20 protein-coding genes are annotated in these 18,601 nt (G+C 60.4%); 13 read left to right on the top strand and 7 right to left on the bottom strand.

Annotated features, from left to right (window positions below):
- Nucleotides 1–1,626, top strand: coding sequence for a cisplatin damage response ATP-dependent DNA ligase (locus DA915_RS04215; protein WP_107675228.1), 1,626 nt, complete (start codon nucleotides 1–3; stop codon nucleotides 1,624–1,626).
- A gap of 173 nt (nucleotides 1,627–1,799) precedes the next feature.
- Nucleotides 1,800–2,765 carry a S9 family peptidase gene (locus DA915_RS04220; RefSeq protein ID WP_107675229.1) on the top strand — a complete coding sequence of 322 codons (966 nt, stop codon included), beginning with the start codon at nucleotides 1,800–1,802 and terminating at the stop codon, nucleotides 2,763–2,765.
- 38 nt (nucleotides 2,766–2,803) lie between these two features.
- Here the strand turns inward: DA915_RS04220 and DA915_RS04225 are convergent, their stop codons facing one another.
- The gene (locus tag DA915_RS04225) at nucleotides 2,804–3,586 is read right to left on the bottom strand and encodes a glycosyltransferase family 32 protein (RefSeq protein ID WP_162686151.1); all 783 of its coding nucleotides are present in this window, start codon (nucleotides 3,584–3,586) and stop codon (nucleotides 2,804–2,806) included.
- Between the two features lie 154 nt (nucleotides 3,587–3,740).
- A complete protein-coding gene (locus DA915_RS04230) occupies nucleotides 3,741–6,455 on the bottom strand; it encodes a heavy metal translocating P-type ATPase (protein WP_107675231.1) in 2,715 nt (904 codons plus the stop codon).
- Nucleotides 6,456–6,621: 166 nt separating this feature from the next.
- On the opposite strand from DA915_RS04230, the gene DA915_RS04235 reads away from it, so the two are divergent.
- Both DA915_RS04235 and DA915_RS04240 read left to right on the top strand, forming a co-directional pair.
- Complete coding sequence (locus tag DA915_RS04235) at nucleotides 6,622–7,530, top strand: L,D-transpeptidase (protein ID WP_107675232.1); 909 nt, start codon at nucleotides 6,622–6,624, stop codon at nucleotides 7,528–7,530.
- Nucleotides 7,531–7,685: 155 nt separating this feature from the next.
- Nucleotides 7,686–8,411, top strand: a complete 726-nt coding sequence (locus DA915_RS04240; protein ID WP_003509381.1) for a L,D-transpeptidase — start codon at nucleotides 7,686–7,688, stop codon at nucleotides 8,409–8,411.
- A 55-nt stretch (nucleotides 8,412–8,466) separates the two neighbouring features.
- On the opposite strand, the gene DA915_RS04245 is transcribed toward DA915_RS04240, so the two are convergent.
- Entirely contained in the window at nucleotides 8,467–8,925 is a 459-nt protein-coding gene (locus tag DA915_RS04245; protein ID WP_003509380.1) for a MarR family winged helix-turn-helix transcriptional regulator, read from the bottom strand.
- A 191-nt stretch (nucleotides 8,926–9,116) separates the two neighbouring features.
- Between DA915_RS04245 and DA915_RS04250 the strand changes: the two genes are divergently transcribed.
- The 3 genes from DA915_RS04250 to DA915_RS04260 all read left to right on the top strand — a co-directional run bounded on the left by DA915_RS04250 (nucleotide 9,117) and on the right by DA915_RS04260 (nucleotide 10,753).
- A complete protein-coding gene (locus DA915_RS04250; RefSeq protein WP_003509379.1) occupies nucleotides 9,117–9,539 on the top strand; it encodes an organic hydroperoxide resistance protein in 423 nt (140 codons plus the stop codon).
- A 109-nt stretch (nucleotides 9,540–9,648) separates the two neighbouring features.
- Nucleotides 9,649–10,032 carry an MbcA/ParS/Xre antitoxin family protein gene (locus DA915_RS04255; protein WP_107675233.1) on the top strand — a complete coding sequence of 128 codons (384 nt, stop codon included), beginning with the start codon at nucleotides 9,649–9,651 and terminating at the stop codon, nucleotides 10,030–10,032.
- Nucleotides 9,992–10,753, top strand: a complete 762-nt coding sequence (locus DA915_RS04260) for an RES family NAD+ phosphorylase (protein ID WP_192886402.1) — start codon at nucleotides 9,992–9,994, stop codon at nucleotides 10,751–10,753. Before DA915_RS04255 ends, DA915_RS04260 begins: the two co-directional genes overlap by 41 nt.
- Nucleotides 10,754–10,795: 42 nt before the next feature.
- Here DA915_RS04260 and DA915_RS04265 read toward each other — a convergent pair whose 3' ends face one another.
- From DA915_RS04265 to DA915_RS04275, 3 genes are all read right to left on the bottom strand, one after another.
- A complete protein-coding gene (locus DA915_RS04265) occupies nucleotides 10,796–12,310 on the bottom strand; it encodes an ABC-F family ATP-binding cassette domain-containing protein (protein WP_107675234.1) in 1,515 nt (504 codons plus the stop codon).
- A 387-nt stretch (nucleotides 12,311–12,697) separates the two neighbouring features.
- Nucleotides 12,698–13,120, bottom strand: a complete 423-nt coding sequence (locus DA915_RS04270; RefSeq protein ID WP_107675235.1) for a YciI family protein — start codon at nucleotides 13,118–13,120, stop codon at nucleotides 12,698–12,700.
- 101 nt (nucleotides 13,121–13,221) lie between these two features.
- Complete coding sequence (locus DA915_RS04275) at nucleotides 13,222–13,668, bottom strand: MarR family winged helix-turn-helix transcriptional regulator (RefSeq protein WP_107675236.1); 447 nt, start codon at nucleotides 13,666–13,668, stop codon at nucleotides 13,222–13,224.
- A 149-nt stretch (nucleotides 13,669–13,817) separates the two neighbouring features.
- Between DA915_RS04275 and DA915_RS04280 the strand changes: the two genes are divergently transcribed.
- The 3 genes from DA915_RS04280 to DA915_RS04290 all read left to right on the top strand — a co-directional run bounded on the left by DA915_RS04280 (nucleotide 13,818) and on the right by DA915_RS04290 (nucleotide 15,944).
- Nucleotides 13,818–14,546 carry a thioredoxin family protein gene (locus DA915_RS04280; protein ID WP_003509366.1) on the top strand — a complete coding sequence of 243 codons (729 nt, stop codon included), beginning with the start codon at nucleotides 13,818–13,820 and terminating at the stop codon, nucleotides 14,544–14,546.
- A gap of 27 nt (nucleotides 14,547–14,573) precedes the next feature.
- Nucleotides 14,574–15,068 carry a DUF1579 domain-containing protein gene (locus DA915_RS04285; RefSeq protein WP_020813088.1) on the top strand — a complete coding sequence of 165 codons (495 nt, stop codon included), beginning with the start codon at nucleotides 14,574–14,576 and terminating at the stop codon, nucleotides 15,066–15,068.
- Between the two features lie 96 nt (nucleotides 15,069–15,164).
- Nucleotides 15,165–15,944: a VOC family protein gene (locus DA915_RS04290; RefSeq protein WP_107675237.1), complete on the top strand. Its 780-nt coding sequence runs from the start codon at nucleotides 15,165–15,167 to the stop codon at nucleotides 15,942–15,944.
- 40 nt (nucleotides 15,945–15,984) lie between these two features.
- Here DA915_RS04290 and DA915_RS04295 read toward each other — a convergent pair whose 3' ends face one another.
- Complete coding sequence (locus DA915_RS04295; RefSeq protein WP_107675238.1) at nucleotides 15,985–16,881, bottom strand: LysR family transcriptional regulator; 897 nt, start codon at nucleotides 16,879–16,881, stop codon at nucleotides 15,985–15,987.
- Between the two features lie 122 nt (nucleotides 16,882–17,003).
- Between DA915_RS04295 and DA915_RS04300 the strand changes: the two genes are divergently transcribed.
- From DA915_RS04300 to DA915_RS04310, 3 genes are read left to right on the top strand one after another with little or no spacing between them, the layout of a single operon-like run.
- On the top strand, nucleotides 17,004–17,726 hold the full coding sequence (locus tag DA915_RS04300; protein ID WP_003509357.1) for an SDR family oxidoreductase: 723 nt from the start codon (nucleotides 17,004–17,006) through the stop codon (nucleotides 17,724–17,726).
- A 10-nt stretch (nucleotides 17,727–17,736) separates the two neighbouring features.
- The gene (locus tag DA915_RS04305; RefSeq protein WP_003509356.1) at nucleotides 17,737–18,213 is read left to right on the top strand and encodes a carboxymuconolactone decarboxylase family protein; all 477 of its coding nucleotides are present in this window, start codon (nucleotides 17,737–17,739) and stop codon (nucleotides 18,211–18,213) included.
- Nucleotides 18,210–18,560 (top strand): Atu4866 domain-containing protein, encoded by a 351-nt coding sequence (locus DA915_RS04310; protein ID WP_003509341.1) that lies wholly within the window; start codon nucleotides 18,210–18,212, stop codon nucleotides 18,558–18,560. Before DA915_RS04305 ends, DA915_RS04310 begins: the two co-directional genes overlap by 4 nt.
- The last annotated feature ends 41 nt before the right edge of the window (nucleotides 18,561–18,601 follow it).

The following is an 18,601-nucleotide window of genomic DNA, read 5'->3' on the forward strand; positions in this document are numbered from 1 at the left end:
ATGAAAGCCTTCGCCACCCTTCTCGATCGCCTCGTTCTCACCCCCTCGCGCAACGGCAAGCTGAAGCTGTTGACCGATTATTTCCGCGATACGCCCGATCCCGACCGGGGTTACGGACTGGCGGCCATTGCCGGCACGCTGGACCTCAAAAGCGTCAAACCGGCCCTGCTGCGTGAGCTGGTGCTGGAGCGGATGGATGAAGTGCTGTTCCGCTATTCCTATGATTATGTGGGCGATCTGGCCGAGACCATATCGCTGGTCTGGGGCAATATCGGCGGCGCGGATGACGCCGAGGCTCAGGACCCGCGTCTCGGCGAAGTCGTCACACTGATGAATTCACTCGGCCGCACGGAGGTGCGCGGCGCGGTGCGCGATCTGCTCGACCGGCTCGATACGTCCTCTCGTTTCGCTTTCCTCAAACTCGCAACCGGCAGCCTGCGCATCGGCGTTTCGGCGCGGCTGGCGCGTCAGGCGCTGGCGGATTTTGCGGATAAGGACATCACCGAGATCGAGACCCTCTGGCACGGTCTGACGCCGCCCTATACGTCGCTTTTTGCGTGGCTTGAGGGCAAGTCGGACCGGCCGGTGCTGGCGACACCAGCCATCTTCCACTCGGTGATGCTGGCGACGCCGGTGGCCGATGGCGATCTCGATGGGCTGGACCCGGCCGACTATGCCGCGGAATGGAAATGGGACGGCATTCGCGTGCAGCTGTCCCGCGCCGGTGGGACACGAAAACTCTATTCCCGTTCCGGCGACGATATTTCCGGCGCCTTTCCCGATGTTCTCGAGGCGATCGATTTCGAAGGCGTGATGGATGGCGAGTTGCTGATCGGCGGCACGGCGCGGTCCAACAAACTCACCCGCACCTTTTCCGACCTGCAGCAGCGGCTGAACCGCAAGACGGTGACGGCAAAGATGCTGGACGACTATCCCGCCTTCATCCGCGCCTATGATCTGCTGTTCGATGGCGAGAGCGATATCCGTGCGCAGACCTATCTGGAGCGCCGCGGCAGGCTGTCCGATATCATCGAGCATGCCCCGCATGACCGTTTCGACCTTTCGCCGCTGATCGGTTTTTCCAGCTGGACGGAGCTCGACACGCTGCGTGCCGCGCCGCCCGATCCTGTCATCGAGGGTGTGATGATCAAGCGCCGCGACAGCACCTATCAGGCTGGCCGCGCCAAGGGGCCGTGGTTCAAGTGGAAACGCGATCCCTATAATATCGACGCTGTCATGATGTATGCCCAGCGCGGCCACGGCAAAAGGTCGAGCTATTATTCCGATTTCACCTTCGGTGTCTGGGCGGAAGGCGAGGATGGCGAACAGCTCGTGCCCGTGGGCAAGGCCTATTTCGGCTTCACCGATGCGGAGCTGGAGGTGCTGGACAAGTTCGTCCGTGACAACACCGTCGAGCGCTTCGGCCCGGTGCGGGCGGTGCGCGCCACGCCGGATTTCGGTTTCGTGCTTGAAGTGGCCTTCGAAGGCATCAACCGCTCCACCCGCCACAAATCCGGCGTCGCCATGCGCTTCCCCCGCATTGCCCGGCTGCGCGCCGACAAGCTGCCCGCGGAAGCGGACAGGCTTTCGACGCTGGTGGCGATGATCGATGGTGTGGAGGGGTAGGGGCCGCGCCACCTCACTCGTTCCTGTGACAAGCACAGGAATGAGGGAGGTGTTTTGTCCAGAAATTGCCATGATGGCTGCGAATACATTGTTGTCATTCGCGAATCCGTGATTGGACAGCCTCCCGCCGCAGTGTTGAACTGCTGTTACAACCATCCTCGTCAGGTGAACATATGGCAGACAAACGCTTTCTTTCCTCACCCTTCGGACAGGAAGAGAGCGGCCCGATCTCGCCGGGCATGACGCGGCGCAGAGTGCTGGCCGGCGCCATGGGGCTGTCAGCGGCGGTTATCCTGCCGCCCGCCGTGAAAGCGGGCATTCCCACACCCGAAGTTCTGCCGCTGGAAAGGCAGGATTATGCGGAGGCCCGCCGACGTTTCCACACGCATCTGCTGCGCAAGATGGCCGCGCCGGAAAAATCCTCGGTGCTTGGCACGCCGCCCGGGGCGGAGCGTGTCACCTATCCCGGCGGGCCGGATGGTTCCATCGAACTGGTCGCCTGGCTCTCCCATTATCAGCCGTCAAAAACGCTGAAACCCGCTGTGCTTTTCCTCCACGGCGGCAACGCCACCGGTGACGGCCACTGGGCGCTGATGAAGCCCTATTGGGAAGCGGGCTTCGTTGTGCTGCTTCCGTCCTTTCGCGGCGAAAACGGCCAGAATGGCAATTATTCCGGCTTCTACGACGAAACGGCGGATGCGCTGGCGGCGGCGGCCTATCTGGAAAATCTTCCCGGCATCGACAGAAAGCGGTTTTTCATCGCCGGCCATTCCAATGGCGGCACGCTGACGCTTCTTGCCGCCATGAGCCGCAAATTCCGCGCCGCCGCGCCCATATCCGCCGGTGTCAATTCATGGCGTTATTTCAACCGCTATAGCGACGAGATCTGTTTCGACGAAACCGACGAACGCGAATTCATCATGCGTTCTTCCGTCTGTTTCGGCCCCAGCCTCAAATGCCCGGCCCTGCTTTTGCGTGGCACGGAGGAGCGGCCCTTCGACGGCGACCACCAGCTTTTCGTGGATCGCGCCCTGACATCCGGGTTCAAGGTCGACAAAAAACTGCTGCCCGGCAACCATAATGGCGTGGTTCCGGGCGCGGTGGAAGAAAGCATCCGCTTTTTTAACGGTTTCGTCTAAACGCGATATTGCGCCGCTGCTCGCGGGCGCATGGCGTCCTAGTTCTTGACGATGGACGTCTTGGCCTGCTCGGCCCACCATGCGCCGTCTTTTTTGTCGGCATATTGCGCGCGCTTGTTGGTAAATTGCCCCTGGGTGCACATTTCGCGGTAATTGCGAACCGGCAGCCCGAGTTCCTTGACGACGGCATGCACCACCGTTGGGCCGGTCATGTCATAGACGCTGACGAGCGTTCCCTCTTCAATATTCTGGGCAATACGATCGGCTATCAGCCTCAGCGCCGGGTGGCCGGGTTTGGAAGCCATGAAGTAATTTGTGATTTCGCCGCTTTTCATGGCAATGAAAACGGCTTCTTCATCCGTGCCGATTACATCTTCCGGGCGGGCCGCAAAATTGGAATCGATATCCAGATAGATGCCGCCTTCCTGCAGAAGAACCAGAATACGCCAGAAATCCGCCTTGGCGGCGCCAACCTGCAATCGCCGGAAGGCGTCGGCATAACGTCCGGGAAAATGCCGGTCGATATAGGCCTGGCACGCCTCGTCATCATGGTAGCGATATTCGAATTCCGGCGTCAGCCAGCGGTTGAACAGGAAATTCGCATAGATCGGCGTCGTTACCCGGTTGGAGTAATTCGTCTGCCAGATGATGCGCGGAATGGCTTTTTCCGATTTCGGGCTGCGTCTGGCAGGCTGATACTCCGGAAGCGTCTTTCTTCTGCCGGGCCGGATGAAGAGATCGATGGAGAAAATAACCTTGACGATGTTGCCGCCGATCTTGATCGCGCGGTACGCAATGCGGTTATAGCCAGTCTTAGCCAAGTTCAGCGCTCCTGCGCGTGGAATCGTTTGTCACGCGCGTGGGAAACGGCGGTACGCGGTATTTATTGGACGCAATTAGTTTGTCAATACGCTGAAAATGAGACCGGCCGAGCCCGGATTAACGAGGCTCGGCCGGTTTGGGAGAGGGCTGTGATCAGGCTTTGTTGCGGTTGAAATATCCAAGCAGCCGCATGGCGTTGGCGGTGACCAGAACCGTAGCACCCGTATCGGCGAAAACGGCGAGCCACAGGCCGGAAAGGCCGGTGACGGTCGTGACCAGAAATACCGCCTTCAGGCCGAGCGCGATCGTCACGTTCTGGCGGATATTGCTCATGGTGGCGCGTGACAGGCCGATGAGGCGGGCGGCATCGCCGACATTGTTGCGCATCAGCGCCGCATCCGCCGCTTCCATCGCCACATCGGTGCCCGAGCCGATGGCGACACCGACGCTGGCCGCCGCAAGGGCAGGCGCATCGTTGATGCCGTCACCCACCATCACCACGGTCTTCTTTTCGGCAAGCTTGCGGATTTCCTCGACCTTGTTCTGCGGCAGGAGTTCGCCGCGCGCCTCAAGGCCCAGCTTGTTGCCGATGGCCTTTGCCGTGCGGGCATTGTCACCCGACAGCATCAGCGAGGAAATGCCCATCTCCTTCAGCGCTTTCACGCCTTCGGCAGCATCCTTGCGCGGCTCGTCACGCATGGCGAAGAGGCCGCTTGCCGCCCCGCCGGCCATGACGACGGCCACCGTCTTGCCTTCGCTTTCGAGTGCGGAGATGCGATCGGCGAGGTCCTTCGAAAGGGTGCCGACCTCCGTTGCAAAGCGCGGTGCCCCGATGAACAGGTCTTTTCCGCCGACATTGCCCTGCATGCCGCGACCGGAAATCGCCTTGATGTTGGAACCGGGCAGGGGCTTCACGCCCAGCTTTTCGGCGTGATTGACGATGGCGCGGGCGAGCGGATGGCTCGATTCATGCTCGATGGTTGCGGCTTGCGCAATCAGGCTGGCCTCGTTGCCGTCGAGCGCCACCACGTCGGTCACGACGGGTTCGCCGAGCGTCAGCGTGCCGGTCTTGTCGAAGGCTACGGTTTCGGCGCGCGCCAGCATTTCGATGACCGCGCCGCCCTTCACCAGCATGCCGTGACGTGCCGCAGCCGAAAGGCTGGAGGCTATTGCTGCGGGAACCGAAATGACCAGCGCGCAGGGGCAACCGATCAGCAGCAGGGCGAGACCGCGATAAATCCACGTATCCCAGTCGCCGAGGCCGGCCAGCGGCGGCACGATGATGGTAAGCACGGAGATCGCCACGATCAGCGGCATGTAATAACGCGAGAAGCTCTGGATGAAGCGCTCGGTCGGGGCACGCGCATCCTGCGCTTCTTCGACAAGCGTGATGATGCGGGCAATGGTATTGTCTTCCGGCGCGCGGTCGACGCGGATGCGCAGCGAGCCGTCATGGTTGATCGAGCCGGCAAAGACGCGTGCGCCCTTTTCCTTGGCGACGGGAATGCTCTCTCCGGTCATCGGCGATTCGTCGACGCTGGACTGGCCTTCCATGACAACGCCATCGGCGGCGATACGGTCGCCAGGACGCGCCACGACCACCTGACCGATGCGCACCTGATCGGCGGCAACCTGCCGAAGCGCACCGTTTTCTTCCACCAGCGCCGTCTTCGGCAAGAGCGAACCGAGCGCCTTGATGCCGGAACGTGCGCGGGCGGCGGCAAAGCCTTCCAGCAACTCACCGACGGAGAAGAGCAGCACGACAATAGCCGCCTCTTCCGCCTCGCCGATGATGATCGCGCCAATGGCGGCAATGGTCATCAGCATCTCGATGGTGAAGACCGCGCCGAAACGGGCGGCATTGAAGGCGTTCTTCGCGATTGGGAAAAGCGTGACCAGCGTGGCAATGATGAAGGCATAACCGCCCCATGCGGGGAAGGTCAGTTCCGCCGCATAGGCAATGGCGACCAGAATGGTGCCGGTGAAGGTGTTGCGCGCCTTTGCTGTGCGCCACCAGACACCTTTTTCATCCGCGCCATGGGCATGCCCCACTTCCGCGCTTTGCGCTGCAGCCGCCAGAGCGGAACCATGCGAATGACCCGCATGATCGTGGCCAGAATGGTCATGCTTGGAGTGGTCATGGTCCCGATGGTCATGATCATGGCCGCTGCAGGACGCGTGATCGTGCCCGGAATGTTCATGCCCCGAATGTTCATGATCTGAATGGTCGTGGTCGTGGTGATGCCCGCCGCACGACCCGTGGTCATGGTCGTGATCCGCCACTTTTTCACGCGCGGTCTTTTCCTGCGGCAGCAGGGCCGGTTTAAATCCGAGCTTGCGCAGCGTGTCCTCGATTTTTTCGACCGGGGTTTTGTTCTCGGCCAGCGAAAGGCTCAGCCGTTCGCGGGCAACCGACACCTTGACGTCGCCAACGCCGGGCAGGCGGGAAAGTGCGGTTTCGATCTTCGCGGCGCAGCTGCCGCAATCCATGCCGCCGACCGAAAAAGTCAGCGCATTGTTCTTTTCAGCGGCCGTTTCGGCCTCGTCATGGTGGTGACCGCCGCAGGAGGAATGGTCGTGATGATCGGCCTCGACCTTTGCCTGGGGAGCCTTTTCGCGCGGCAGCAAAGCGGGTTTGAAGCCAAGCTTGCGCAGCGTATCCTCGATTTTTTCGACCGAGGTTTTCTGTTCGGCCACGGAGAGATTCAGCCTTTCGCGGGCAACCGACACCTTGACGTCGCCAACGCCGGGCAGGCGGGAAAGCGCGGTTTCAATCTTCGCCGCACAGCTGCCGCAATCCATCCCGCCGACCGTGAAGGTCAGTTCCTCCGATTCCCCGTTCAAACTGCCGCGTGTCGAAATATTCATGGTTTCGCTCCTGAATTCCAGTCGACAGTCAATCTGGCACCTCTAGCAACTAGAGCTTCAAGAGGAAAAATGCAGTTTTTCGATTTTTTTTGAAAAGCCGACGCCAGCTTCGCGCCAGCCGCACGGTTCATCATGACGGTAGATTGGATTCCATGAAGCGGTTCAGATGATAGCACTCCTTTTGAAAAATGGTCGCCGGGCGGCCTCTCTGGTCGGGCTTGCGCTGCTGCCTCTGATGAGCGGCTGCCTTTTCGTGACGGATACGACCCGGATGGGCCCTGACGTCTTCGTCAGGGAAACGGCGCCGGTGTTCAACTTCAATTCCGTCAGTTCCAATCGCCAGCCGGAACTGCCGCCGCAGCCGGGCCAGCTTTCGACGCGCCCGCCGGATCTGTTCAGAACCCGCTTCCATCAGGAATACGGCCCGCCGGTGCGCGGGCAGGGGCTTAATGCGCCGCAGGTGCAGGGTTTTAACGCGCAGCAGCCGCAGGGCCAGACGATGGCCTATGGCCTGCCTGTCTCCAATCCGCTGCATCGGGTCATGTATGGCCCTATCCGCGACGAGGACCGCTCGCTGCCCGCCATTCCCTATGGTCGCATCGATTCGCGTTATCTCCGGCAGGAAGTCAGTTACCAGACGGCGGAAGCGCCGGGCACCATCGTCGTCGATACCAGGCAGCATTTCCTTTACCTCGTGCAGTCCGGCGGCAAGGCGATCCGTTACGGTGTTGGCCTCGGGCGTGACGGTTATGCCTGGTCGGGCCGCGGCAAGATCCAGTGGAAGGCGAAATGGCCGCGCTGGACGCCGCCCGATGAAATGGTCAAGCGCCAGCCGGAACTCGCCTCCATCTCCGCCGCCAATGGCGGCATGACGCCCGGTCTCAACAACCCGCTCGGTGCGCGCGCGCTTTATATTTTCAAGGACGGCAAGGACACGCTTTACCGCGTGCACGGTACACCGGACTGGCAGTCCGTCGGCAAGGCAACGTCCTCCGGCTGCGTGCGCATGCTCAATCAGGATGTCATCGATCTTTACGAGCGCGTGCCGCAAGGGGCGCAGATTGTGGTTATCTGAACACGTTCTAAAAGAAAGAGATATGGGACCCATTCCGCCAGCACCTTGTGACTGGCTTTTAGCGGTCGGTTAACTATTTTCGCAATACGCATGACACGGAACAAATGACGTACAACGGCGATATAGCCGTTCGAAATGTGGGACAAACCGGCCTTATGACAAGCACCGACACAGATCTTTCCAGACGCACCTTCCTTTCCCTTCTCGGCCTTTCCTCCGCTTCGCTTCTCGCAGGCTGCGCCTCATCGGGCACGGGAGACGCCATCCGCCAGCAGGCGAGCGCCATCGGCAGCGATTTCCGGCAGATGTTTTCGCCGGGCGTCAGCGATGCGGAACTGGCCGTCATGTACGGCTCGGTTGAAGATGGCGGTTACGTCATTCCCGCCGTACCCTATCAGAAAATCGACCGGCGTTATTACCGCCAGCGGGTTGTCGATCCGACCGGCGAGCGCCCCGGCACGGTTGTTGTCGATACACGCTCGCGCTTCCTTTATGTCGTGGAGCAGGGCGGCAGCGCCATGCGTTACGGCGTTGGCATCGGCCGCGATGGTTTCGCCTGGTCGGGCGAGGGCGTCATCCAGTGGCGTCAGAAATGGCCGAAATGGACCCCGCCGGATGAGATGGTCGCCCGCCAGCCGGAACTGGTCAAATATTCTTCCAAGAATGGCGGCATGCCGCCGGGCCTGAAGAACCCGCTTGGCGCGCGCGCCCTTTATATCTTCCAGAACGGCAAGGACACGCTCTACCGTCTGCACGGCTCGCCGGAATGGAACTCCATCGGCAAGGCCGTTTCTTCCGGTTGCGTGCGCCTGATGAACCAGGACGTCATCGACCTCTACGACCGCGTGCCGCAGAAGGCGCGTGTGGTGGTCTGGCAATAAGCCGAAAACGCTTCGAATAAAAAGGCGGCCCTGTGCCGCCTTTTTCTTTTTTGGGTTAGGGCCGGGTGAGGCTGTCCTTCAGCGCATTCACCCGGTCGCGAATCTGCACCAGTTCCTCCAGCCCGCAGCCGGTGGCGCTGCCGATCGCCGCCATGATCTTCACGCCCTCTTTTTTGAGGTTCGCGCCCTTCGGCGTCAGGGCCACCAGCACCTGCCGCTCGTCCACGGTGCCGCGTTTGCGGGTGATCAGCCCGGCATGTTCCAGCCTTTTCAGCAATGGCGACAGCGTGCCGGAATCAAGACCCAGCATTTCGCCAAGCGCCTTGACGGTGGACGTCTCCTTTTCCCATAGCGCCATCATGACCAGATATTGCGGATAGGTCAGCCCGATCGGGTCGAGCAGCGGCTTATAGGCGCGTGTGAAGGCGTGTGCCGCGCCATAAAGGGCAAAACATATCTGCTGGTCCAGCCTCAACAGGCTTTCCATCTTCTTCTCGTCGCCCTCTGCGTCCATTTTCGTGCTCCAAAATCAACCGGGAAGGGAACAATCAGCCCCCGCTTTCGGTTCCTGCCGCATGGATGCGCGGCGAAATTTCGTGAAAATTATCGCAAAAAACGATTTCGTATTCAATGTGCAAAATTATATTGCGCACAATTCAATTGTTCGCTATAAGAACTCAACACCAACCCGAAGGAGTAAATGTCATGCCCATTCTCTACACGACCAAAGCATCTGCCACCGGTGGCCGCGCCGGCAACGCCAAGTCGGAAGACGGCGTTCTCGACGTTACGCTGACCGTTCCGAAGGAACTGGGCGGCGATGGCGCCCGTGGCACCAATCCGGAACAGCTTTTCGCAGCCGGTTATTCCGCCTGCTTCCTGGGCGCGCTGAAGTTTGTCGCCGGCAAGGAAAAGGTAAAGATTCCTGAAGACACGACTGTGACGGCAACCGTCGGTATCGGCCCGCGCGAAGATGGCGGCGGTTTCGGCATCGAAGTGTCGCTGAAGGCAAATATTCCGGGCGTCGAGCGCGAAGTCGCTGAAAAGCTGGTTGCTGCCGCTCACATCGTCTGCCCTTACAGCCACGCCATGCGCACCTCCACGGAAGTGCCGGTCTCGGTGGCCTGATCCAATCCGCGTAAGCTATTCCATGTAAGCAATGAGGCCGGGTTCATCCCGGCCTTCTTGTTTGTGGAAATAAACATGCTATACTCTTTCCAAGGAAAGGATATGCGCCATGAATATTCACGCCAAGACCGCCATGGATCCTGCAGCGCAGGGCAGGGTCGTCACCAAGGCCGTTATGACCGCTGCCGAGCGGCTGGGCCTGAATGCCGCCCGCACGGCGGATATTCTCGGTGTTTCCGCGCCGACGGTGTCGCGCATGAAGCGGCTGGATTTCCTGCTGGAGCCGGGCGCCAAGTCCTTTGAACTTGCGGTGCTGCTGATCCGGGTTTTCCGCTCGCTGGATGCGATTACCGGCGGCGATGAGGCGGTGGCCAAAAACTGGCTGCGCAATCATAATACGGCGCTTGATGCCGTGCCTGCCGAGAGGCTCACCACCATTACCGGATTGATCGATGTCCTCTCCTATCTGGACGCCCGACGCGCTCCTGTCTGAAAAACGCACCGCATCGGGAAAATACTGGCGGCTGGTGGAAGCGCAGCATCAGGTTTCCACCATGAAACTGGTGGATACGGTGGAGGAGCAATCGCTGCTGGAAGATATTCTGGAGGCGAGCAAGCGGCCGTTTCCGCCGGAATGCGCCGGTTTCGATTATCTTCTTGCGACGCCCTTCCGTTATGGCGCCGCCTATCCGCACGGCTCGCGGTTCCGCCGGGCGGGCTTTACCGAGGGCGTTTATTACGCCGCCGCGAAGGTGGAAACCGCACTCGCCGAAATGGCCTTCTACCGGCTGCTGTTTTATGCGGAATCCCCCGGCACGCCGCTGCCTGCCAACCCCGCCGATTATTCCGCCTTTGCCGCCCGTATCGCTACCGATGCGGCGCTGGATTTGACGAAACCGGAACTGAACCGCGACGAAGCGCAGTGGACCGATCTGCAAAATTACGAGCCATGCCAGGCGCTGGCCGAGCAGGCGCGTCTGGCGAAGATCGAGGCGATCCTTTACCGCTCGGTGCGCGATCCCGCTGGCGGCCTCAATATTGCGATCCTGTCGCCCAAAGCCTTTGCTGAAAAAATGCCGGTGGAACGGATGAGCTGGCGCATCCGCCTGTCGAAGACGGGCGTGCAGGCGCTGTGCGAATTCCCTATGCGCAGAACGGGGTTTGCTGTTGCGGATTTCGCTGGTGATCCACGCCTCGCCAGCCTTTTGGGCTGACGGGCGTTTTGCTGGTTTTACCCTCGGTCTATTTGAGAGTTGTCATGCCGAAGCGAAAAACGCTTCGGGATCGTCGACTTCCACCAGCCTGCGCTTGTCGATCAGCCAGAAACGGGTTCCGACCGCCCGCACGAAACTTCTGTCGTGCGAGACGAACACGCAGCTGGCCTCACGGCTGATGATTTCCGCCTCCAGTGTTTCCTGCCCGTCAATGTCCAGATGGTTGGTGGGCTCGTCCAGCAGGTAGAAATTCGGCTCCGCCAGCCGCAGCGCCAGCATGGCAAGCCGCGCCTTCTGCCCGCCGGAAAGCGTTGCGATGCGGCGTTTCTGCATTTCCATGTCGATCCCGGCGCCGGCGAGCAGGCCGTGGATGCGCTGGTCGCCAATATCGAAGCGACGGGTCATGAACGCCGCCGGCGTGCTGTCGTCGTCGATTTCGGCAAGTGACTGATCGACATATCCGGCCACCAGCGAGGGCGTGGCCTTGATGCCCTCCTGTATCTGCCCCACACCCGAGACCGCTGCCTGCAGAAGCGACATCAGCCGCGTCTTGCCGACGCCGTTGCGGCCGAGAATGACAATGCGGTCGCCCTGGCGGACAAATTGCCGGCCGGTGCGAAACAGCAATGTTCCGTCCGGCGTCGAGACGGGCACATCTTCCAGCGTCACCAGAACCTTGGCATGGGTGCCGCGATTGGCGAGCTGGATCTTGCCGGCGGAGCGCTCGGCATGGGCGGGCCGCGCCTTCTCCTCCAGCTTTTCGGCGCGCTGGCGCAATTGCTTGGTCTTGACGGTCAGAAGATCGCTGCCGGAATTGATGCCGATATTGTTGAGCTTGGCGGCCTGCCGGCGCAATTGCTGCGCGGTTTTCATGTCGCGCTGGAAACGCCGCTCATCGGCGGCATCCTCCTCTTCCAGTGCCATCCGCGCATGGCCGTAGGGCAACCGGAACAGTGCCGAATTTTCCGGCCGCAGGAACAGCGTGGTTTTCGTGACATTGTCGAGAAAGGCGCGATCATGGCTGACGATGATAACAGCAGTATCGCGCGGCAGCTCAGCGAGCCAGTTTTCCAGCACGTTGATTTTTTCGAGGTCGAGATGGTTGGTCGGCTCATCGAGCAGGAGGACATCCGGCTCGGTGATCCATGCCCGCGCCAGCATGGCAAGCCTCTGCCAGCCACCGCTCAGCTCTTTCAGGCGGCGCTCGCGGAACGGCTCCGGCACCAGCATCGCGTCGAAAATAATGTCGGCGCGCCAGCTTTCACTGTCGATCGTGTCCGCCGGAAGGGCGGAAAGCACGGCGTCCCGCATCGTCTGTTCCATCAGCGGGGAGGGGAGATGCTGGTGGACGATGGACTGCGTCAGCCCGCGCAGCCGGGTGATATCGCCACTGGTGGCGTCCAGCTCACCGGCAAGGCAATTGAGCAGGGTGGATTTGCCGTGGCCATTGGCGGCGACGATGCCGATGCGGTCTCCCGCATTCACGGTGAGGCTGAGATTGGAAAAAAGCGGCTTTCCCAGAATGATTCCGAGGTTTCGAAGCGTGATGATGGTCATGAAGTCGTCTCTGGCAAAACGGACCCGTGACGAACCGTGGTCTGCGACAATGCAGTACGGGGTTTCGGTTCGGGATGATCCGTCGTGAAAACATGCGCAACGGCAGACAAGCTGCATTCTGCGCGGCCTTTTGGGCAAACCAGAGTTTTGGTGTTCCGGTCAGCCCTGCAAACGCGTCTGCAGGGCAAAAAGGTGGCAGAGCTGACGATTGCGCCAGAAGCAGGAAATATCCATGCGAAGCCTCCTTTCTTGATACGTGTTGAACCGCTCCACCATTAACAGCGGTGGTTGTTCGAGGCAATGGCTTTTGGAGGGGGACGCCGTGCGGGAGAATGCGGCGAGCCCGCACCCTCCTGTTTCAATCCGGCTCTCGACCTTGAGCGGTTTTTACTGCTTTCCGACACGCGCACGCAACTCTTCGACATGGGCGGCGATTTCAGGCGTTACGATATCGCCGAAATCTTCCATTTCGAACATCGGGCGGATTTCGATCTCGCTGCGCTCCAGCATCGGGTTCGGGCAGCGTTTCACCCATTCCACGGCCTCGTCCATGTCCTTCACCGTCCAGATCCAGAAACCGGCGACCAGCTCGTTGGTATGCGGGAAGGGGCCGTTGACGACAGTGCGGCTGTCGCCGTCGAAAATGACCCTCTTGCCCTTGGACGACGGGTGCAGGCCGTCGCCGGATTGCATGATGCCGGCATTGACCAGTTCCTCGTTGAATTTTCCCATTGCCTCCATGAGTTCGGTCGTGGGCATGACGCCATCTTCGCTGCTCTTGGTGGCTTTTACAAAAACGATTGCACGCATGATCTTTCCTCCTTGATCGCGTTGTCCGTGTAGTTTCGCTCCCCGGCACGACGGCCGGATGACATTCTCGCCGACAAAAGTGGCGCTATGCCGTCATCCCGTCAGCCGAGATCGATAAGGTCGCGGCGCAGCCGGTCAGGATCGCCGCTGCCGATGCGGGCTTCGATTTCGGCATGGGTCTGCTCCCAGATGGGGAAGGCGGCGGCGAGCACGGCCATACCATCAACTGTGAGCCGCAGCCGCTTGCCGCGCTTGTCCTTCGGATCCTGCTCGATGCTGACCAGCCCGCGCCGTTCCAAAGGCTTCAGCGCCGCCGTCAGCGTCGTGCGGTCCATGGCCAGAAGATTGGCGACCGGCCCCATCGGCGGCGGCTCCGGCCGGTTGAGCGACATCAGCAGCGAAAATTGCCCATTGGTGATGCCGACCGGCTTCAGCGCATTGTCGAAAAGCCGCGCCAAAGCCCGCGCCGCACGCTGCGCATGCAGGCAGAGACAGGCGTCCCGCACGAAAAGAGTTGTCGAAAAAGGAATCACGCTGGCGTTTGACATGGGATAAATATGTTGATATCAACCTAATTAGTCAAGCGGAACTTGATGCCCCGCAGACTGTTAATTGCCTTTCAGCACAGAAATAGGCGGTGCCCTCCATAAAAGCGGAGCGGTGCCGTGGTGAAAGACGGATCCAAGGAGGAAAGATCATGTCTCATCCCGTCGTTTCGAAGGAGGAGTGGCTTGCGGCCCGCCGCGATCTGCTGGTGAAGGAAAAGGAACTGACCCGAGCCCGTGACAGGCTGAACGAAGCCCGGCGCTCGCTGCCCTGGGAAGAGGTGACGAAGGACTATATCTTCGACGCGCCTTCCGGCCCCAAATCGCTACAGGAACTGTTCGGCACCTGCAGCCAGCTGATCGTCTACCACTTCATGCTGGCGCCGGACTGGGAGGAGGGCTGTGTCGGCTGCTCTTTCTTTGCCGATCACGTCGATGGCGCGCTGATCCACCTCAAGCATGGCGATGCGGGTTTCGTCGCGGTGTCGCGCGCGCCGCTTGAAAAGATCGAAAGCTACAGAAACCGCATGGGCTGGAAATTCCCGTGGGTTTCAGCCGAAGGCAGCGATTTCAACTATGATTATCAGGCCTCGTTCCGCGACGAGGATATGACCAAAGGCGAAATCACCTATAATTACCGTGACATGGCGCCCTATGGCGACCTGAAGGACCTGCACGGCATCAGCGTTTTCGCCAAGGGCGATGACGGCAAGATCTACCACACCTATTCCACTTACGCCCGCGGCGCGGAACAGACGCTCGGCACGCTGATGCTGCTCGATCTGGTGCCAAAAGGCCGTAACGAAGAGGAGGTAATGGATTGGGTGCGCCGCCACGACCAGTATGAGGACGCACCGAAGGCGGCAGCCTGCTGCCACTGAAAACTGACGGACGAGGAGGAAACGAAAATGGAAATGGAAATCGCCAAGCCGCAGAAGGAACATGAATTCCTGAAGAGGATCGTCGGAGACTGGGTCATGACCTCCAGTTCCGGTCATGAGGACTACAATGCCGACGACCCGTCGCAGCAATTCACCGAGACCGTCCGCTCCGTCGGCGGTTTGTGGATCATCGGCAACGGCACCGGCAAGATGCCTGACGGCACGGATATGACAGCCGTGATCACGGTCGGTTTTGATCCGGCCAAGGGCAATTTTGTCGGCACCTGGGTGGGGTCGATGATGACCAATCTCTGGGTCTACAAGGGCTGGCTGGAAGAGGACGGCAAGACCCTGACGCTGGAAGCGGAAGGCCCCGCCTTCGACGGTTCCGGCAGCACCGCTACCTATCATGACGTGCTGGTGCTGCATGATGATAATCACCGCAGCTTTTCCGGCAGCGTCAAGCAGCCGGACGGCACATTCAAGACCTTCATGACATCGGAATTTCGACGCAAGGCCTGAAGCCCTGCCGGAATTTCACCTGAGCACCAGCGCCGCCGCGTCCTGCGGCGGGCAATGGCCGACACACACCCGCCAAAACCTCCATAGGAGACGACAATGTCCGATACACATGGAAAATTCATCTGGGTCGAGCTGATGACGCCCGACATGGAAGCGGCAGCCCGCTTTTATGGTCATGTCGTCGGCTGGCAGACCAAGGATTTCGGCTCGCCGGAAATGCCCTATCTGGTGCTGGAGGCCGATGGCAAAGGCATGGGCGGCGTCATGGAACTGACCGACGAGCACAAGGGCCAGGGCATTCCCCCGAACTGGACCGCCTATGTCGATGTCGACGATGTGGACGCCACGGCGAAACAATTCGCCGAAAAGGGCGGCGCGATCAGACGCCCCCCGCAGGATATTCCCGAAATCGGCCGCTTTGCCGTGGTCGCCGATCCCTTTGGTGCGGTGCTCTGTATCATGACGCCGCTGCCGATGGAAACCGGCGGTTTCCCCGAGGATATGCAGGAAAAGCAGGGCCATGTCGGCTGGCATGAACTCTTCACCGATAATGTTGATGAGGCCATGGCCTTTTACGGCGACGTGTTCGGCTGGACCAAGGACCATGATTTCGACATGGGCGACATGGGCCCGTACCGCATCTTCGCCTACAAGGGCAAAGCCGTCGGCGGCATAATGAAACGCATGCCGCAGGTTCCCGTCTGCCATTGGGGTTATTACTTCAATGTGGATGGCATCGATGAAGCCATCACCCGCGTCAGCGCCGGCGGCGGCAAGGTCGTCAACGGCCCGATGGAGGTTCCCGGCGGAAGCTGGATCGTCAATTGCGTCGATCCGCAGGGCGCCTATTTCTCGCTGGTTTCACAGAAGAAATAGTCCTGTTTTCTGACGATCTGCCGGAGCCCGCTCCGGCAGATTACCGCTCTCTCGACAGGCGGACGTGATCGATAAAGGCGCGCAGCTTCGGCGCAAGGTTACGGCGGCTGGGGTAATAGAGATAAAATCCCGCAAAGGTCGGGGAATGGTCTTCCAGCATGGAAACGAGTTGCCCGCTCTCCAGATAGGGGCGGAACGTTTCTTCCATGCCGAAGGTGATGCCCGCGCCGGCGCAGGCCAGCTTGATCATCAGCTGCATGTCGTTGGTGGTGAAATCAGGCTCCACCGCCACCGCAAATTCGCGGCCGTTTTCGGCAAATTCCCACCTGTATGGCGCCACACCCGGACGGGGGCGCCAGCCGATACACCTGTGCTGGATCAACTCGCGGGGCTGCACTGGCAGGCCGAAGCGGTCCCGATAGGCAGGGGAGCAGACGGCGAGCTGCCGCTGCGGAGCGGAAACCGGAACGGCAATCATGTCCTGCGCGATCAGTTCTCCAAGACGCACGCCGGCATCGTAATGTTCGGCGACGATATCGAACTCCTCGTCTGTCACGACGATATCAAGCTGCACCTCGGGGTGCATGTCCGCAAAGCCCGCAAGCAATGGCCCGGATAAAAAACGCTCGGCAATCGAGGAAACGGCAAGGCGCAACTGCCCGCGCACGGCGCCGCTCAGGGAAGATGCAGCATTGGCTGCCTGGACGAGATTGCCGATGGATGGCGACACATCCGCATAAAGCTGCTGCCCCGCTTCCGTCAGGCTGACGCTGCGCGTCGTGCGCTGTACCAGCGCTATTCCCATTGTCTCTTCAAGCTTGCGGATGGTCTGGCTCACGGCGGACCGGGTTATGCCGAGCCTGTCCGCGACAGCCCGGAAGTTGCGCTCGTCGGCAACCATGCAGAATGTGGAAAGCGCGTTGAGATCGATGTTCATTGGTTAGAAATTCTATCCATTGAGGTTATGATTGAGGCGGTTATCACGACAATGCCCAAGCTTTATCTTGTCCGCAACGGTCGCTTTCAGAAAAAGCGGGCCGTAACACCAAGGAGAAAGCCATGACATTGAACAAAGTCGTTCTCATCACAGGTGCATCGAGCGGGATCGGTGAGGGTATCGCAAGGGAACTGGCGGCCGCCGGGGCGAGGCTGGTGCTGGGCGCGCGCCGCATGGACCGCTTGCAGGTGCTGGCCGAAGAATTGCGCGGGAAGGGTGCCGAGGTCGTCGCCCATCCGCTTGATGTTACGGACAGACAGAGCGTCGAGGCTTTTGCGGAGGCCGGACGCAAGGCTTTCGGGCAGGTCGACGTCATCGTCAACAATGCCGGTATCATGCCGCTATCGCTGATGTCGTCGCTCAAGGTCGATGAATGGGACCGGATGATCGACGTCAACATCAAGGGCGTGCTTTATGGCGTCGCCGCCGTTCTGCCCGAGATGACCGCCCGCGCATCCGGCCATATCATCAACATCGCTTCCATCGGTGCGCTCGCCGTTTCACCCACGGCGGCCGTTTATTGCGCGACGAAATTTGCGGTGCGGGCGATTTCGGACGGGCTGCGGCAGGAAAACCGCGACCTGCGCGTCACCTGCATTCACCCCGGCGTGGTGGAAAGCGAACTTGCCCACACCATCACCGATCCGGCCGCTGCGGAGCTGATGCAGACCTATCGGGCCATCGCCTTGAAACCCGACGCCATCGGCCGCGCGGTGCGCTACGCCATCGAGCAGCCTGATGATGTCGACGTCAATGAAATCGTCATCCGACCCATCGCTGCCTGAGGAGGCCGACATGAAAGCGATTTTTCCAACCGTGCTTGCGATTACCATGCTTGCGGGAAGTGCCGCCGCCATCGCCAATCCGCAGCGTCTGGATGACAGGCTGCGGCGTGGTGACGACGTCATCCGCAGCCTCAACAATGGTCGGCCCCAGGCCAATCTGGAGCGTTTGCGGCAGGAGTTTCCTTTCCTCGCCGAAGCGACCGAAGGTTACGCTCTGGGGGAGGTATGGTCGCGGCCGGGACTGGACAACCGGACCCGCCAGCTGGCCGCCGTTGCGGTCATGGCGGCCCTTGGCGAGCGGGATCTGATGAAGGTCCATGCCGGTTATGCACTCAACGTCGGCGCAACCGACGAGGAACTGAAGGAAATGATCTATCTGATCACGGTTCCCGCAGGTTTTCCCAAAGCCATCGCCGCATCCCGGACGCTGGCTGAATTGTTCGAGGAACGCCGCGACAACGCCGCATCGGGAGGGCAAAGGCAATGAACATTGTTTCGACATCGGTTGCGCTTCTGCTTGCAACGGCTTCCGCCGATACGGGCTCCCGCAAAGCGAATAACGCCATGGACGTGAACATGACCGAAACGGCTCAAATCCAGAACCACCCTTATATCGGCATGTGGGTCACCGGCGATGGCCATGTTCGTCAGGAGCTTTTGCCCGATGGTCGTTATGACGAGGCGCGGGGCAACCGCAAAAGCGCCTATCAGGGGCGATATGAGGTGAGGGGAAACCATATCGACTATTGGGACGATACCGGTTTTACGGCCGACGGCGAATTCGTCGACGACATTCTCTATCACGGCGGCATGATCTTCTATCGCCAGAAGTAACCGCTGTGCCAATCAAGCGCCGCCCGCCCCATCGGGAGCGG

The organism is Agrobacterium sp. LAD9 (assembly GCF_003031125.1).
GTDB lineage: Bacteria > Pseudomonadota > Alphaproteobacteria > Rhizobiales > Rhizobiaceae > Agrobacterium > Agrobacterium radiobacter.

Excerpts from the sequence above, each read along its gene's own strand:
- DA915_RS04215 (WP_107675228.1), top strand. The coding sequence starts at position 1 with ATGAAAGCCTTCGCCACCCTTCTCGATCGCCTCGTTCTCACCCCCTCG.
- DA915_RS04220 (WP_107675229.1), top strand. The coding sequence starts at position 1,800 with ATGGCAGACAAACGCTTTCTTTCCTCACCCTTCGGACAGGAAGAGAGC.
- DA915_RS04230 (WP_107675231.1), bottom strand. The coding sequence starts at position 6,455 with ATGAATATTTCGACACGCGGCAGTTTGAACGGGGAATCGGAGGAACTG.
- DA915_RS04235 (WP_107675232.1), top strand. The coding sequence starts at position 6,622 with ATGATAGCACTCCTTTTGAAAAATGGTCGCCGGGCGGCCTCTCTGGTC.
- DA915_RS04240 (WP_003509381.1), top strand. The coding sequence starts at position 7,686 with ATGACAAGCACCGACACAGATCTTTCCAGACGCACCTTCCTTTCCCTT.
- DA915_RS04245 (WP_003509380.1), bottom strand. The coding sequence starts at position 8,925 with ATGGACGCAGAGGGCGACGAGAAGAAGATGGAAAGCCTGTTGAGGCTG.
- DA915_RS04250 (WP_003509379.1), top strand. The coding sequence starts at position 9,117 with ATGCCCATTCTCTACACGACCAAAGCATCTGCCACCGGTGGCCGCGCC.
- DA915_RS04255 (WP_107675233.1), top strand. The coding sequence starts at position 9,649 with ATGAATATTCACGCCAAGACCGCCATGGATCCTGCAGCGCAGGGCAGG.
- DA915_RS04260 (WP_192886402.1), top strand. The coding sequence starts at position 9,992 with ATGTCCTCTCCTATCTGGACGCCCGACGCGCTCCTGTCTGAAAAACGC.
- DA915_RS04265 (WP_107675234.1), bottom strand. The coding sequence starts at position 12,310 with ATGACCATCATCACGCTTCGAAACCTCGGAATCATTCTGGGAAAGCCG.
- DA915_RS04270 (WP_107675235.1), bottom strand. The coding sequence starts at position 13,120 with ATGCGTGCAATCGTTTTTGTAAAAGCCACCAAGAGCAGCGAAGATGGC.
- DA915_RS04275 (WP_107675236.1), bottom strand. The coding sequence starts at position 13,668 with ATGTCAAACGCCAGCGTGATTCCTTTTTCGACAACTCTTTTCGTGCGG.
- DA915_RS04280 (WP_003509366.1), top strand. The coding sequence starts at position 13,818 with ATGTCTCATCCCGTCGTTTCGAAGGAGGAGTGGCTTGCGGCCCGCCGC.
- DA915_RS04285 (WP_020813088.1), top strand. The coding sequence starts at position 14,574 with ATGGAAATGGAAATCGCCAAGCCGCAGAAGGAACATGAATTCCTGAAG.
- DA915_RS04290 (WP_107675237.1), top strand. The coding sequence starts at position 15,165 with ATGTCCGATACACATGGAAAATTCATCTGGGTCGAGCTGATGACGCCC.
- DA915_RS04295 (WP_107675238.1), bottom strand. The coding sequence starts at position 16,881 with ATGAACATCGATCTCAACGCGCTTTCCACATTCTGCATGGTTGCCGAC.
- DA915_RS04300 (WP_003509357.1), top strand. The coding sequence starts at position 17,004 with ATGACATTGAACAAAGTCGTTCTCATCACAGGTGCATCGAGCGGGATC.
- DA915_RS04305 (WP_003509356.1), top strand. The coding sequence starts at position 17,737 with ATGAAAGCGATTTTTCCAACCGTGCTTGCGATTACCATGCTTGCGGGA.
- DA915_RS04310 (WP_003509341.1), top strand. The coding sequence starts at position 18,210 with ATGAACATTGTTTCGACATCGGTTGCGCTTCTGCTTGCAACGGCTTCC.